The sequence below is a fragment of the Aquibacillus saliphilus genome (assembly GCF_020404745.1).
Lineage (GTDB): Bacteria > Bacillota > Bacilli > Bacillales > Amphibacillaceae > Aquibacillus > Aquibacillus saliphilus.
This window is the reverse complement of record NZ_JAIZAP010000009.1, coordinates 106,989-122,523: the sequence shown is the minus strand read 5'-3', so window position 1 is coordinate 122,523 and position 15,535 is coordinate 106,989. Positions and strand designations below refer to the sequence as shown.

13 protein-coding genes are annotated in these 15,535 nt (G+C 36.3%); all 13 read right to left on the bottom strand.

Annotated features, from left to right (window positions below):
• Positions 1-58: 58 nt before the first annotated feature.
• The 13 genes from LD272_RS10980 to LD272_RS10920 all read right to left on the bottom strand — a co-directional run bounded on the left by LD272_RS10980 (position 59) and on the right by LD272_RS10920 (position 15,527).
• Positions 59-1,627 carry a response regulator gene (locus LD272_RS10980; RefSeq protein WP_226036663.1) on the bottom strand — a complete coding sequence of 523 codons (1,569 nt, stop codon included), beginning with the start codon at positions 1,625-1,627 and terminating at the stop codon, positions 59-61.
• A 21-nt stretch (positions 1,628-1,648) separates the two neighbouring features.
• Positions 1,649-3,070, bottom strand: a complete 1,422-nt coding sequence (locus tag LD272_RS10975) for a sensor histidine kinase (RefSeq protein WP_226036662.1) — start codon at positions 3,068-3,070, stop codon at positions 1,649-1,651.
• The gene (locus LD272_RS10970) at positions 3,063-4,073 is read right to left on the bottom strand and encodes a sugar-binding protein (RefSeq protein ID WP_226036661.1); all 1,011 of its coding nucleotides are present in this window, start codon (positions 4,071-4,073) and stop codon (positions 3,063-3,065) included. The genes LD272_RS10975 and LD272_RS10970 overlap by 8 nt, the downstream gene beginning before the upstream one ends.
• A 603-nt stretch (positions 4,074-4,676) precedes the next feature.
• Positions 4,677-5,528 (bottom strand): LysR family transcriptional regulator, encoded by an 852-nt coding sequence (locus LD272_RS10965; protein WP_226036660.1) that lies wholly within the window; start codon positions 5,526-5,528, stop codon positions 4,677-4,679.
• Positions 5,529-5,812: 284 nt separating this feature from the next.
• Complete coding sequence (gene prpB, locus LD272_RS10960) at positions 5,813-6,718, bottom strand: methylisocitrate lyase (protein WP_226036659.1); 906 nt, start codon at positions 6,716-6,718, stop codon at positions 5,813-5,815.
• Between the two features lie 18 nt (positions 6,719-6,736).
• A complete protein-coding gene (locus tag LD272_RS10955) occupies positions 6,737-7,882 on the bottom strand; it encodes a 2-methylaconitate cis-trans isomerase PrpF family protein (protein WP_226036658.1) in 1,146 nt (381 codons plus the stop codon).
• Between the two features lie 78 nt (positions 7,883-7,960).
• The gene (locus LD272_RS10950; RefSeq protein ID WP_226036657.1) at positions 7,961-9,103 is read right to left on the bottom strand and encodes a PrpF domain-containing protein; all 1,143 of its coding nucleotides are present in this window, start codon (positions 9,101-9,103) and stop codon (positions 7,961-7,963) included.
• A gap of 36 nt (positions 9,104-9,139) precedes the next feature.
• Positions 9,140-10,651: an FAD-dependent tricarballylate dehydrogenase TcuA gene (gene tcuA / locus LD272_RS10945; RefSeq protein ID WP_226036656.1), complete on the bottom strand. Its 1,512-nt coding sequence runs from the start codon at positions 10,649-10,651 to the stop codon at positions 9,140-9,142.
• Positions 10,652-11,005: 354 nt separating this feature from the next.
• On the bottom strand, positions 11,006-12,160 hold the full coding sequence (locus tag LD272_RS10940; RefSeq protein WP_226036655.1) for an iron-containing alcohol dehydrogenase: 1,155 nt from the start codon (positions 12,158-12,160) through the stop codon (positions 11,006-11,008).
• A gap of 48 nt (positions 12,161-12,208) precedes the next feature.
• On the bottom strand, positions 12,209-12,967 hold the full coding sequence (locus tag LD272_RS10935) for an N-acyl homoserine lactonase family protein (protein ID WP_226036654.1): 759 nt from the start codon (positions 12,965-12,967) through the stop codon (positions 12,209-12,211).
• A 98-nt stretch (positions 12,968-13,065) separates the two neighbouring features.
• Positions 13,066-13,779 (bottom strand): ABC transporter ATP-binding protein, encoded by a 714-nt coding sequence (locus LD272_RS10930; RefSeq protein WP_226036653.1) that lies wholly within the window; start codon positions 13,777-13,779, stop codon positions 13,066-13,068.
• Complete coding sequence (locus tag LD272_RS10925) at positions 13,772-14,539, bottom strand: ABC transporter ATP-binding protein (protein ID WP_226036652.1); 768 nt, start codon at positions 14,537-14,539, stop codon at positions 13,772-13,774. Before LD272_RS10925 ends, LD272_RS10930 begins: the two co-directional genes overlap by 8 nt.
• Entirely contained in the window at positions 14,529-15,527 is a 999-nt protein-coding gene (locus tag LD272_RS10920) for a branched-chain amino acid ABC transporter permease (protein WP_226036651.1), read from the bottom strand. Before LD272_RS10920 ends, LD272_RS10925 begins: the two co-directional genes overlap by 11 nt.
• Positions 15,528-15,535: the final 8 nt, after the last annotated feature.

The following is a 15,535-nucleotide window of genomic DNA, read 5'->3' as shown; positions in this document are numbered from 1 at the left end:
TTTCAGGAAATAAACTTGTACTCAAAATAAAAAACAGTGACCATAGGATCACTGCTTTTCATTGTCGATATTTCGTTCTATAGTCACTTGGGCTAATTCCAATTTGTTTTTTAAATACCCGACTAAAATAGTTGGGATCCTTATAACCGATGTTTAGTGCTATTTCTTTTAACGGCACGTTTTGGTCTAGTAAAAACTCTTTTGCTTTTTCTAATCGAGTATCCGTCAAGTAATCAATAAAGGTAACTTGAAAGGTATCTTTAAAAAGTTTACTTAAATAATAGGAACTAATCCCTATTTGTTCGGCAACCTCATCCAACGAGATGGGTCTATAATAATATTTATCGATATAATTTTTTGCTTGTAAAAGTAGGGGCTGGATACCAGTCGATCGCCATTGCTCTAAACGTTCGATAATCATTAATACATGTGCCTTAGCTACTTCTTTGATTTGTATCGATGTGTCAAGTTGTCCTAAACTCGTCTGAATATCCTCATTGTATCCAAGCTCTTTCATCGATCTTGTTAACACGATAAAAAAATCCTCCATCGCCTTGTGAACCGCGCTTACCCGAAAGTCTGAAGCTTCTTGAATCGTTGAAAAATAGGACTCAAACAGTTGCATTGCTTTTTGGATATTGCCTTTTTTAATAGCGTTAACCAGTTCTCGCTCTGCTTCAAAAGGAACCAACTGTACACGCTTTTGTTTCAATTGATCACTATATACAAGATAGGAGGCACTTGGATGATTGCAAACTAGTTCTAATGCATACATCGCCTCTTTGTATGAATCGGAGAACTGATTAACATCCACAACAAGACTCCCAACCCCAGCATTTATCCGACAATCTTCTAAGTTATTTTGAACACGATGAATAATCGTCCGAACAAAATCTCCCCTTATTTCACGGTCTAGTTCTTGATTATCGCTAAATAGTGCCAATACAGGCACTTGGAATCCGGTTAATGGGCCGACAAGACATGTGGTATTTTGTTCGTTAAACGTTTGCTTTAAAATCCGGTACCAGTGACTTTTTTCTTCCCGACTAGGCTGTTTTTTGTCCGATTCAAACGAGAAAACGGAAACAAATCCTTGTTTATCATCGAGGTCTAGCCATTCATCCCACTTCTCTTGGTCGAACTCATGAACATGATCCATCATAAAAGAGACAATATATTCCATTTCTATAAAGGAACTAACGCTTTCTAGACGATGATTTATTTGCTTTCTTTCAGTAACCTCTTGTTTCTTTGTGTCAATTTCATCAACTATTCGGTCATATGCTTCTAGCACTTCAGAAATTTTACTTGGTTTTAACAAATATTCTTTAATTCCAAATTTCATAGCCTCACGGGCATAATCAAACGTATCAAAAGCTGATACCATTATGAACTTTGTAGAGGGAAGCTCCGGAGTTATTCTCCTAATTGCTTCGATGCCATCAAATTCTGGTATTTTGATATCCATAAAGATTACATCTGGTTTCTCTGTGCACGCAAATTCGACGGCTTCTTTTCCATTCTGAGCTTCTGCAACAATTTTAAAATTAGAACGATTTCTACCAAGTATCAGCCTTAAACCTTCTCTTTCAATTGGTTCATCGTCAACCAGCATCACTTTTATCATAAACTATCCCCTCTAGCTCTGTTAAATTTTATTTAATCGAATCGTCACTGTCGTACCTTTTCCAAGATCTGAAGAAATGTTAATTTCACTATCCTTATGGAATAGTCTAAGGCGATTGATCACGTTTTTCATGCCAATTCCAGTAGAGTGACCTGAGCCTTTTTTCTCTACATGAACCTCTTTCTCGTCACTTGTATCCATCAATCGATCGATTGTTTGCTGGTCCATCCCTACCCCATTGTCCTTTACTTCGATACACACGCTTTCATTCTTTTCATAAATCGATAATACAATCTCGGCGCCTTCAGACATGTTTTCAATCCCATGGATAAACGCATTCTCTATAATTGGCTGAAGCGTAAGACATGGAAGTGGGATCGATAAACAGCTAGGATCAATGTTTTCGATAAACTCCACACGGTCTTTGAAACGTGTCTTTTGAATAAAAAAGTATTCCTTTACAATTTCCACTTCATCTTTTAGCGTCGTTTGTCGATCCAGATTACCGATATTATAACGAAGCAACGCTGAAATAGATGAAATTAAATCATTCGTTCGCTCCGCCCCTTCAATATAAGACGTTTTGGAGATGACGTTTAATGTGTTAAACAAAAAATGGGGATTGATTTGATTTTGTAAACTTTTCAATTCCATCTCCTTTAGTAGTTGGGCTAATCTAGCTTTTTCTTCTATATCATTAACCGAATCTAGGATATTCTTTTTCATTTCATTAAATGTCTTCGTTAAAAACCAAAGCTCATCTTTTGTAGAGACAACAACATCCTTGCCCGAATAACGCCCAGCTGAGATTTCCTGTGCTGCCTTTGTCAGGCGCTCAATGGTTCTAGTAATACCATTAGAAAACCATAGTGCAAACAAAATACTTAGAATGATGATAGAAGAAATAATCATTGTCCACATGTTTTTTGTTTGCGTGATTTTTTTATCTAAAAGGAACGAAACATCTTGATAATTCGTTAGTCTCTCATCTATTAAATCAAGTGCCTTCTCATCAATATAACCAGACGTTTTTTCAGCTTCGTCTAATGACGCTGAATATTGTTCAATATCTTGTTTGTTTACGCCTGCAATCGTTTTATCCGTTTGGATAAGAAAGTCGGTCATTATATTCAGGAAATTTTCCTTTTTAATCCCACCTCTTTCTCTCGCATCAAACTGCTCTTTTAGCACGAGGAGATTTTCTTTATCTTCGTTATATGTGCTTAAATTTTCTGAGAGTGGTTCATGCACAAAAATTTGCAGCGACTGAAATGTCTCATTCGTCTGCTTCGTCATTTCATTCAGTAGAAAAAGATATTCTACATTTTCCTGATAAAGTTCCTTTACTTCCTGGTTACTTTGTTCTCTAATTAAAAATGATAAAACAATTAAAAAAAGAATAGTGGCAAAATAAATAAGTAACTTCGTACGAATTTTAATCATGAGAACCTACCCTTTCTCTATTCTTTAGGGGTAAGTCTGATTTACGAATGATCGTTACCTCTGTTTGATAGACATCTTGGACGGACTTTCCCTTGATCAGGTCCAGCATAATCTTAATACTTCTTTCTCCCATTTCAAAAGGTTGTTGTCCAATAATAGTATCGATATCTCCTTTTTCAAGTAATTGAATATTTTCATCCAATGTATCAAATGTCATCACATACAAATCATTCAGCTTATTCAACGTATTGGCCGCAGCTACTATGCCCATGCCATCCAATGAGCTCGTTCCGTAAAATGCTGTTATATCCTCATGTTCGGTTAACATTTTGTAGGCTTTTTCTTCTGCTTTGACCCTTGTCAGTTTTGATTCGGCCAATGCGACAACCTTGATTCCTTCAACCTGAGCGATTGTATCTTTAAATCCTTCTAGTCTTAGCCGGTGCTGATGATGCGCATTATCCATCCCACCGGTAACAATGCCGACAATAGCCTTTCCACCAGTATCTTCAATCAACGCTTGACCAGCTAACTGACCAGCTTTGTAATTATCTGTTCCAATATATGCACTACGCAAGCTTTCAGGAGCATCCGTATCAACGGTAATTACCGGGATACCCTCCTTTACAGCCTTATTAATCATTGGCGTAAAATCGTCATTTAGCGCTTGCACAATGATCCCATCTACTTTTGATTTAATAGCCATATCAAAAAGCTTTAGTTGCTCTTCTGGATTGGAACGCTTAGGCCCCACATATTCCACAATAGCCTCATATGTTGACTCAGCCTTTTTCGCACCTTCTCCGACTAATCGCCAATAATCGTGATCCATTTCCTCACCAACTAAAACAAAATGATGTTTCGATAAAGGTTCTTCAGTAGAAATTGTTTCCGTCAATTTTTTGTCAAAAGTCTGTACTTGTTGATAAAAATAAAAAAAGAATCCTAAAGACGTGATAAATAAAGAAACTAAAACAAAATAAATAATAAATACGCGCTTCATGCTGACCCTCCTTGGGAAAAAGGGACAGGTTCCTTGTCCCAGAACTAGTAATTAATATGTAAAGGCACTCATTCATTAGCAATCAAAAAATTTCACTAACCTCTAGTTTACTATATTATGACTAAGTGGGACAGAGGAACAGATTTCAGGGTTCGCTGGAAGGTACCGAGGGTGGTTGAAATCACCAGGCAAATTGTTTGTATCACTAATTTAGCGAAAAACACAAAATGAGAGGGCATAAAGAGGATAGTATCCCACTATCCTCTTTATGTTAACCGCTAATACCGTTAGTTTTGTATGTCTGGACATGCTTTTTAGACCGTACCCTTTGGCACGACCGAATCCGTGAAATTTTAAAATCTCTCTCATTTATTCGCCATCCTACATACAAAAATATAAGGTTTTGCGAATGTAGTAGTGATACACCTTGTAATCGATGCACCCTAAACTTCGCAAGGAAGCTTGGACGTTGTAAAACATAGAAATTATTCCGATATTCATTTAGTTTTAGAAGACCCTTACACCAAATATTAGGAGGTTTCTTTTACTTTTTCACAAGTTTTGGGAATGGTTTTTCAGTGGTTTTATCCTATCTCCTTGTCCTTAGTTATTCTGTAGATATTCCTTAAAGGTCCTTACAACTGGCAATTCTATTGAAGAACTTCGATACATCAGCCATGTATTTCGAATAACAACTTCCCCATCGATAGATATTGGCATTGATAATAAAGAATTTTCCTCAGTTAAAGCACTAGAAGGAAGAATTGCATATCCAAGCCCATTTTTGACCAGCTCCTTACATGTTTCCGTTGAATCAACTTCCATTGATATTAGTGGTGGAACAGCATAATAAGATTCCCACCAGTAATCGATCGAGGACTTCAAGTCATTATTTGTTTTGTAATTTATTCGTTCTAATTTCGGTAATTCTTTCATGTTAATAGGATTTTTCGAAACTATACATATAGGCTCTTGACTTATCAATAGCTTTTCATCAGGCCATTTATAATTTCCCTTTATAATTCCCATGTGGATTTCATCATTTTGGAGTAACGCCATCACTTCATTGCTCCATCCCGTTCTTAAGTTGAAACTCACATCTGGATATTGGTCATGAAATTCTTTTAATAGTCTGGAAAGATTATAACGTGCAAAATTACTTGATACACCCAATCTCAACGTTCCTTGTACATGCCCATCCAACTTCAGAAAATATTCCTTCATTTTTTTTAATTCTTCGAGCATTCTCGTAGAATAATTTACAAGGTATTCTCCTTCAGGTGTGAACTGGATTCCTTTCTTTCCACGAACAACTATCTTTATGTTATAATCTTTCTCAATTTGTTTAATTCGGTGAGTTATTGCTGGTTGAGATATATATAGTCTTTCTGCCGTCTTTGTAATTCGCTTTTCTTCATGCAATACTTTAATCATATACCAATCCTTTTCTTGCACAATATCCTCCCCAATCAGATATTTACTTTTCGCAAAATATTTTCTATATTCTGAATTATACTATATTAAAGGAGGGGAATGCACTGCATTCTGATTTGTTTTCCGAAAAATTCCATATGAATAATTTACTAGATGAATGAATCCTTAAATATAGTCAGTCTTTGTTTGAATATGAAACCGTTATTTATGACAAAAAAGGATTGATTCTATTAGATTAGAATCAATCCTTCTTTTTAATTTCTTCTATTACTAACCAACTACAATGAGGCACTCCCACTTTGGTGCTAATTTTTCATATCTTGTAAAACTGTTTTTGCAATATTGTTATCCAGTTTTTCGTAATCGTAATACTTAATCGTTTCGTATAAATCTTTTCTCGTTTGCATTTGATCTAATGTATTTTTTTGAGAGCCTTCATCACGAATACTATTATAAACATTTTCGATTGCTTTGGAAGCTACACGTAAAGAAGTAACAGGATAGATCACCATTTTATAACCCCATTCTTTAAATTGATCTATGTGGTAATAAGGTGTTCTACCATACTCTGTCATATTAGCTAGCAAAGGCTTATCAATTTCTTGTGCAAACCGCTTAAATTCATCTTCGGTTTCTAATGCTTCTGGAAAGATTACATCAGCACCTGCTTTCACATAGGCTTTTGCCCGCTCAATTGCACTGTTCATACCTTCTACTGATTTCGCATCTACTCTTGCCACAATGATAATTTTATCACTTGTATTTCTTATCGCTTGAATTTTTTGAATCATTTCCTTTTTTGTTACTAACCTTTTCCCATTTAAATGGCCACATTTTTTGGGTAGTTTTTGGTCTTCAACCTGGACAGCGGCTGCCCCTGCATCTATTATCTCTTTTATTATTCTGGATAAATTTAATATACTATTAGATCCGTTATCAATATCCACAAGAATTGGCATTCCTGTAGCCCTAGTTATTTCTCTTGTACGTGTTGCTAATTCTGTAAGAGTGAATAATCCTACATCAGGCATGCCCATACTAGCAGAAAATGCACCACCAGATAAATAAATGACACGAAATCCGGCCTTTTTAGCAAGTAAACCAGCCATTGCATCATGTGTTCCTGGAACCTGAAATATACCATCCTCGTTAATCATATTTCTAAGGGTTGTAATCGGATCTTCTTCATCGTCTCTCACTAACCAGCTCATATACCTTCCCTCTTTCCTTTAAATAGAAGAATGAATGAAAGAATATCCCTCCATTAGACGTCGTGCTGTTCTACCTATGGTTGCCCGTTTAACTACATATTCTGAAGATATTTGTTCAACGATTGATTCAGTTTCAATTACTCCTGCTGGATGACCGATCCTCAATCTGATATTATCCCTACCGGAAGACACTTCATGAACAATCGTGCCTTTAATTCTTGCCGCCACTCCTGTACATACAGTAGAAGTACCTGCATATGTTTTATGTGTGATTTGCATATACATTAACCTAGAAACTAGGTCTATTTCATCTGTACTTATTCGTATATTATTTAAATACGTTCGATAGCTTTTGGGAGGAGCCACAAATCCAATGATTGGAGTTGCCGGGCTCTTTTTCTTGGATTGTTTAGGATCATCTATCATTCCTATACGGTAGGCAGCAGTTGCACGAATACTCTCTAAGTATTCTGTTAATTTTGAATTCTGATCAATTTCTGAAGGAGTTTCAATTCCTGTTAGTCCTAAATCCTCTGCTCTTACAAACACATGAGCATTACCAACATCAACAATAGAAGCTTCTATTTCACCAACACCAGATACATTCAACATATCAATTGGTGACCCCGTTGGAAGCAAACGACCTGTAGTTCCACCAGCTGTATGACGTAAGTCCAAAGTGATTTTAGCGCCTGATCCGGGTACTCCAGGAGTGATGTAATCCCCCTCTTCAAGTGGTTTTTGGTCATTAACCGGGACTTCGATCCGAAGAATCCTATTTAAATTTTTATTGAAAACACATACAGTTGTAATAGGAGTCATAATTGGAACAAGTCCTTCAAAGACAGCATAATGACCAACAGCAGCTGATATATTTCCACATAGACTCCGATAATCAACAACCGATTCTTCTATACCTACTTGCGCAAAGGTATAAGAAATATCTGCTTCTAAACGATTCGATGGTCCAATTATCGCTAATTTACTCGTCAATGGATCAGCTCCTCCAAGTCCATCAATTTGCCGCTTATCTGGTGAGCCAAATAAAGAAAGAATAAGCTGATCTTTCTTTTTTTGGTCGACTGGTAAATCACTTTCTCTTAAAAAAAGTGCTTTACTCGTCCCCCCACGCATAATAACGCACCGTATCCTATCTGTGCTCAATACTTGTTCCTCCTTTCTAGTCCCTATTTGGATGTAATTGGTAAAATCAATCAAAACATTCAGATAATTATTAAATTCCTAAGATATTGACTCGATAAACAAATCTCCTTTCATAATCTTTCGAGCTGTACGGTCAAGTCCTACAAATGCCACATCGTCTTGGTTATCTGTTAAGCGGACCCGAACTTCAACGATTCCTTCAGGATGACCAATACGAATCATTTGTTCCTCGCTGCAATCAGTTAATTCTGAAAGTAGATTCGGAACTGTTTCCTTCAATAACGCTGCAGAGGCAACGTTATGTAAACAGCTCGCTGCAAATGTACGATGAAAATTTCCCATCGATAGCATTTTCGTAACTATATCTACTTCTTCTCCATTGATCACTCTACCATCTGAGGTTTTATAGCCTTGAGCTTTAGCCACAATAGCAATTTTCGGTATTGATGGTGCCTTTCGTGCAGCTTCTAAACTGTCAGCGATACCTGTCTGTACAGATATATCACAACGGATTTCTTCTAGCTCTTCTAGTAAATCGTCTCGTGTAGAAAGCTCGCTATTTAACTCCGTTCCATTAATTCCAAGTGCTTCACTTGCAACATAGACACACGGATTGACGACATCTACAAAAGAAACGGCATATGTGCCATTTTTCGTTTTTACTGTTTGCACCGCTCCTAATGGTTGGGTCTTTCCTGTCTTGCCTCCACCTGGGTTAAAGATATCTAATCTGAATCTAGCCCCTGGTTTCGATAATCCTTGAATATAATAGTCTCCGGCAACTTTGGCTTCACCATTTTCTAGCGGTACAGTAAGAAAAAGTTTTTTATTTATATTTGTGTTATATACAGAAACTTCAATAAATTCTGCATCATATTCCGCTTCAACAAGTCCTTCGTCGACAGCGAATGCTCCTACTGCTGCCATTAAATTTCCACATGTTCCTCTATCATCGACAACCTCCACACCAATCCCCACTTGATAAAACGTATAGTTGACATCAATGTTTTCTTTTAAAGAAGGAGATATAACAACTACTTTACTTGTGTGTGAATTTCCTCCTCCTAATCCATTAACCTGGAGATTATTATATGCATCTATACTTTGTAAAAAGATTTGTCTTTGTTTTTCTGGATCATTTGGCAAGTCTTTTTCATGGAAAAATATTCCTCTACTCGTACCTCCGCGATAAACAACACATGGTAGTGTGTACTGGCTCATCAAAAACCATCTCCTAATTTTATCTTCCTAACTAACTTAGCTTTGGACTTTACTTCTCTCTCTCGCAAAACTAGCAGCATTTTCTCCAGATAGCTTACCAAAAACAGCTCCGCGAGTAAGACCACTTCCTAACGGATAGTTTTGATAGAAAAAACCACCTGTCATTTCACCAGTTGAAAATAAACCTGGGATTGGACGATCTAAAGAATCAACTACTTTTGAATCTGTGTTAATTCGTACACCACCAAATGTAAAGGTAATACCTCCTGTTACAGGATAAACACGAAACGGACCGTCTGTTATTTTACGCGCCCAGTTTGTTTTATTAAGTGCTAGTTCTTCTGTTGTTGATCCATCTAAAATAGTTGGGTTGAATTCGCCCTCTTTTACTGCTCCATTATATTCGTTCACTGTATTCATAAATTCCTCTTCATTAAAACCCATTAGTTGATATTTCGACTTTAATTGCTCAGCTATCTCATCGATTGTATCGCCTTCAATCGGGTCACTCGTACTGTAACGAGGTTCCAATAGATCAAATGATTTTCTATCAAACAATTGAAAAGCGATTGCATTTTTTTGTTTTAAAATCTGTTCTCCAAATTTAGCGTAGGTATATGTGTTAAAGTCCTCTCCTTCATCAACAAACCGTTTGCCATCAAGATTAATCATAATGCCGTAATGATAAGATAGTCGATTTGTTTTGTCCGTTAGGGCTAGATCCCCATAATCTGGAGCTTCAGCATTAATTGGTGTTGCGTGCTTCCCTGAAAACTCACCATAAGGTTGTGCTCCTATGTCCATAGCTGCACGGATCATCTCACCAGTGTTATAGCGTGTTCCACGCACTTTAACGAGTGACCAATCTGGCCCCAAATAAGCCGTTCTCATTTCAGGACTAGCTTGGAATCCACCACTTGCTAAGATGACTGCTTTACTCGTGATATGTTCCCAACCATCCGGAGTACGAACCTCAACACCACTAATAGTGCCATCCTCAGATGTTGTTAATCGTTTCGCTTCTATTTCATAGACAATATCAACACCAGCCCTTTCCGAAATATCGAACAAGCTTTGTGACAAACCCACTCCTTCATGAATAGTTCGTACCGCCGCACCAAATGGCAAGACAGTCTTTTTATCGTCCGTTTGAACAGTACCAACTGCTCGGTTGAATTCCCACGGGATACCTAATTTAGACATCCATAAAACGGTGTCATACGAACGACTTACAAGCGTCTCAGTTAACTCTTCATCTGCTCTCCCACCGGCAGTACGTTGGATATCACTAGTAAAATCATCTTCAGTGTATGGTGCACTTGTTACTTGATCTTTTAAATGTTTATCATCTACAACCTCTACTAAATCATCGATCCCATTGTACGCACAACGGAATATCCCTCCAGAAAAACGAGTATTTCCTCCTCGCATTTCTTTTGTAGCTTTCTCTAAGACTAGTACACTAGCTCCATTTTCTTTAGCAGCTATTGCAGCTGTTAACGCTGCATTCCCTGCACCCACAATCACTACATCGTAATTTTTACTCATAACTATACACATCTCCTTTTACTTTGATAGTATTCTCCTGAAATTAGTGCAATACAATACACTAAATTTTCATTTCTATTAAAAACGAACGATCCCTCACCTCCAGCTGGTATTTATAAGTGTAGATTCATGGTTTAATAAAATTGTATAATAAGTCTTACTATTAATAAAATACTCATAATTTATATAGATATATAAAATTATTTTATTATTAAAAAAACGATCTATCTATTAACTTGAAAAGTTGATCGATATTCACACGAAAAACTAGTAAGTAAAAAACCTTTACAAGAGGTACCCTCGATGTAAAGGTTTTTTACTTACTAGTAATCAATTTATTTAAAACAACCTATTTTAATATAAAATAGCTTCTGAAATAATTCCTTCAATATCTTCTTTTGTGACTGGTCTTGGATTAACTTTTAATTGAGCACTTAATAGGGCATCTTCTGCTAGATTTGGAATATCTTCCTGTAAAATGTTGAACTCCTTTAGCCCTTTTTGCAAACCAATATCTTCAATCATATTTTCAATTGCTACAATAGTTTTTAGTGCTGCAGATTTTTCACTTAATTCATCCACCATTAAACCCATAGTTTGGCCGACTACCGACAACTTATCCGAACAATAGTCCATATTGAAACGTAAGGAATAAGGCAACATAATTCCACACGCTAATCCATGATGCATCTTATAATGGGCACCAAGGGGATGTGCTATAGCATGGTTAACACTTAGCCGTAATAGTGAAAAAGATATTTCTCCAATCATAGATGCAACTAACATTTGTTCAGCTGCTTTGGAATTACTACGGTCCTCCACAAAATCGCGTATATTATTGGATATCATCTTTATCGCTTGTAAGTTTAATCCTTGTGATAAATAATTGGCAGACGTAGATAAGTAATATTCAAGGTTATGACATAATGCATCCATACCTGTTGCCGCAGCAATTTCTTTTGGTAATGATTTCACCATGTTAGGATCAAGAATCGCGGCAATTGGTATAATCTTTCTACTTCGAATCGTAAACTTTTGTCGTGTTTCCTCATTTGTAATCACAGCTCCTGGTGATACTTCACTTCCAGTTCCAGCAGTTGTTGGAATAGCAATCACATCTAAAGGTGGATTGGAAAATTTGTCAATACCATTCATTTCAACTAAATTACCCGGATTCGTTGCAAGAATAGCTGTAGCCTTTGCCGTATCAATCGAACTACCTCCACCAAGCGCAATTACGACATCTGATTTGAAATTCTTCATTTGTTCATAGCTCTTATAAACACTTGAAACAGTAGGATCCCCTCTTACTTCACTAAAAACATCTACAGAATTATCTTTAAGAAGTTTACTTAGTGTCTGTAGCATCTCTGAATCTTTCAAAGCAGCATCTACTACTACAAATACGTTTGATAATCCACGGCTACTTAAAATAGTTGGAACTTCATTTAAGGCATCTACGCCAACACAAAGCTTTGTTTCAGGAAATAAAAATTCTTGAATGGGCACCAATAATACCTCCCTTAGTTAGTGAACTTTTCTATAAATAAAAATTGCTTATGGATATTGATTTTTATTTAGTGTTTTAAAATCATGTGCAGCTAAAACCACTTTTGCTAACTTATCTAACTTATCAAATGAATGTTCATACTCCTCTAAATTAATATGAATACCATTTGGAATGTGCTTTAGTTTACCATCTCCTTCCCAATTTTCATTTAGTGGTACACAATCACTCGCTATAGCGTAGACTCCATCCTTTGTTTCTGCTAGAACTCCCATTAGTCCGGGTGTATGTCCTGGTAAAGTAACAAGATGTACGCCCTTCACTAAATCATATAGATCGCCTTCTATTGGTTCCATCTGCTGGAATACATCCATCCAAGAAGGCAATCGGTCAAATCCTATTTCATATGGTCTTTTTTGGAGTGGACTTGGTGCAATTGCATAGGAAAGCTCAGCTTTTTGTACAAAGAAACGAGCATTTTTAAACATTTTACAATTACTACAATGGTCCCAATGTAGATGGCTTAAAACAACATAGTCTACTTCTTCAGGATTAATTCCTATGTTTGTTAACGCATTATAAGGTTGCATTTCATCGGTCTGGATAATTGGTGTGTGGTATTTACTAGCTTTCTCTGAATCACAGGGTCCTGTATCAACTACAATCTTCTTTCCATTCACTTCAATTAGAAACATAATACATGGAAAATCCTCTTTTTGCCCTTGTCTTTTTCCGTACAAGAAAGTAGATGTTTCGAAGTTCGGAAATACACCAACAAGTAACGGTTTAATAATTGGAAAATCACTCATTATAATCACCTCGTATTAATAGTTTAAATATTCAGAAATAAAAGAATAGCGTTGGAGATTATATTTCTCACGTACCAATTTTAAAATGTATTATAAAATTAACTTCCTAAATATGCTTCTTTGATTCTTGAGTCAGACATTAATTCACTACCCGTTCCACTCATAATGATTTTGCCTAAATCCAGAACATAACCTCTATCAGAAATTTCTAAAGCCATTGAAACATTTTGCTCCACTAGAAAAATAGTCATACCATCCTTATTTAATTGTGTTAAAACGTCATATATTTTTTCAACAAGAATAGGTGCAATTCCTAAAGAAGGCTCATCTAGTAATAGCAAATTAGGATCTGACATTAGCCCTCTTGCAATAGCTAACATTTGCTGCTCTCCACCACTCATCGTGCCAACCTGTTGTTTAATACGTTCTTTAAGGATAGGAAATAACTCGAAAACATTTTCTAACTTTTCTTGAAAATGCTCACGTCTATATTTCTTTGATTTAGCAGCCGTCCCAAGTAATAAATTTTCTTCAACACTTAGGATAGGAAATAACATGCGATTTTCTGGTACAAGCACCATCCCTTTTTTCAATAATTGATCGGTAGATTGGCGATTAATTTCTGTACTATTCAACATAATACTTCCATCCGTTGCTTTCACAATACTAGAGATCGTTTTTAGTAATGTCGATTTACCTGCACCATTTAATCCAACAAGTGAGACAATCTCACCTTTATGAACATCTACAGATACCCCGTGCAATACTTCGACGCCATTATAACCAGAACTCAATTCTTTAACCTCAAGCATTAGAATATTCCCTCCCTAGATAAGCACTTATTACCTTAGGATCCTTCCTAATTTCTTCAGGCTTACCTTCAGCAATTTTCTGTCCGAAATTTAGTACTACAATTTTTTCTGCTAAGTTCATAACGAATTTCATATTATGTTCAATGATTAAAATTGTTTTTCCTTTTTCTTGAATACTTCCAATCATTTTTGATAAAGTATCCGTTTCATAATCATTAAGTCCTGCTGCTGGCTCATCAAGTAGAATTAAATCTGCCCCAGTTGCCATCACCTTTGCAACTTCTACCAACCTTTTTTGACCATAAGGTATTTCATTGGGGTATTTCTCTGCAATATCAGAGATTTGAAAAAAGTTGAGTATATCCAATGCTTCTTCTCTTAATTTTTCTTCACTTTTTCTTACGGATGGTAAAAACAGCATACTATTTAGAAACCCTTGTCCGGAACGAGTATGAGCAGCTGTCATAATGATATCCAATATTGTCAATCCTTCAAAATTACGAACTTGTTGAAACGTTCGAGCTATCCCTTTTTGTAATATGTTATATGGCTTTAATCCTTTAATAGATTTGCCACGTAGTTTAATATCACCTTCACTAACTTGATAAAACCCAGCAATACAATTAAACATAGTTGTTTTACCAGCACCATTTGGACCAACGAGAGCTGTAGTCTTCCCCTCCTCCATGGTAAAATTAATATCACTTAGTGCAGTCAGACCTCCAAATTTTTTAGTTACGTTTTCCACCTCAAGAAACATCCTTAAAACTCCCCTTTTCTGAATCTTTATCATGACTAAATAGAAACTTTTTGAAAAATCGGATGACTAACTGGACTATCCCAGCAAGCCCTTTTGGGAAGAAAATTAAAACAGCAAGTACGATAAGCCCGTAAATAAATACTGTAGCATCTTGAAATTCTTGAAGTAATTCAGGAACTAATATGAGAAAAGCAGCACCTAGAATCGATCCTAAGTTACTTGCTAGACCTCCGATGACAATGAGCATCAAAATCTGAATAGAAGTATGAACTCCAAATACTTCAGGTGTTATAACCATGGAATAGTGTGCATACCAGATCCCTGCAATTGCAGCTAATGCTGCACTAAGTGCGAAAGCGAACACTTTATGTTTCAAAACATTCACACCCAATGCTTCAGCGGCATCTTCATCATCTCTAAGTGCCATGTGAACCCTTCCAATCGAGGATCGAGTTAAATTACGGAGGAGCATAAAAGATATAATAACAGAGCCTACAATTAAGTAGTAAATATTTTCAGCAAGCCATGGACCTAAAATTGTTTCTGGCATAATAAAGGTACCATCATGCCCACCGGTTAACGATCTCCATTGAACTAAAAAAGTTTCAATAATTAACCCAAAAGCTATTGTGGCCATCGCCAAATAATGTCCTTTTAACTTTAAGATTGGTAAACTCACGATTACCGCAACTACAATTGTAAACAGTATCGTTACAATCCAAGCTAATAAGAAGTGCATACCAACTATCGTTTCCAAAATAACAGAAACATAGGCCCCCATTGCATAGAAAGCGGCATGCCCAAGAGAAATTTGCCCGGTATATCCAAACAAAAAATTTAGTCCTAATCCTAAAAGGGAAAAAATTGCAATCATCTGAATTAAACGTAAATAATATGGATTATCCATATAAGTAGGTAACAAAAAGATCATTAAAACAATGATCACCGTAATCCACCGCACAGGTTGTTTACTAATTGCAACTTTCAAATTTATCA

Bases quoted from the DNA above. Each gene is read 5' to 3' on its own strand.
- LD272_RS10980 (WP_226036663.1), bottom strand. From the start codon at position 1,627: ATGATAAAAGTGATGCTGGTTGACGATGAACCAATTGAAAGAGAAGGT.
- LD272_RS10935 (WP_226036654.1), bottom strand. From the start codon at position 12,967: ATGAGTGATTTTCCAATTATTAAACCGTTACTTGTTGGTGTATTTCCG.
- LD272_RS10970 (WP_226036661.1), bottom strand. From the start codon at position 4,073: ATGAAGCGCGTATTTATTATTTATTTTGTTTTAGTTTCTTTATTTATC.
- LD272_RS10950 (WP_226036657.1), bottom strand. From the start codon at position 9,103: ATGAGCCAGTACACACTACCATGTGTTGTTTATCGCGGAGGTACGAGT.
- LD272_RS10925 (WP_226036652.1), bottom strand. From the start codon at position 14,539: ATGTTTCTTGAGGTGGAAAACGTAACTAAAAAATTTGGAGGTCTGACT.
- tcuA (WP_226036656.1), bottom strand. From the start codon at position 10,651: ATGAGTAAAAATTACGATGTAGTGATTGTGGGTGCAGGGAATGCAGCG.
- LD272_RS10975 (WP_226036662.1), bottom strand. From the start codon at position 3,070: ATGATTAAAATTCGTACGAAGTTACTTATTTATTTTGCCACTATTCTT.
- prpB (WP_226036659.1), bottom strand. From the start codon at position 6,718: ATGAGCTGGTTAGTGAGAGACGATGAAGAAGATCCGATTACAACCCTT.
- LD272_RS10930 (WP_226036653.1), bottom strand. From the start codon at position 13,779: ATGCTTGAGGTTAAAGAATTGAGTTCTGGTTATAATGGCGTCGAAGTA.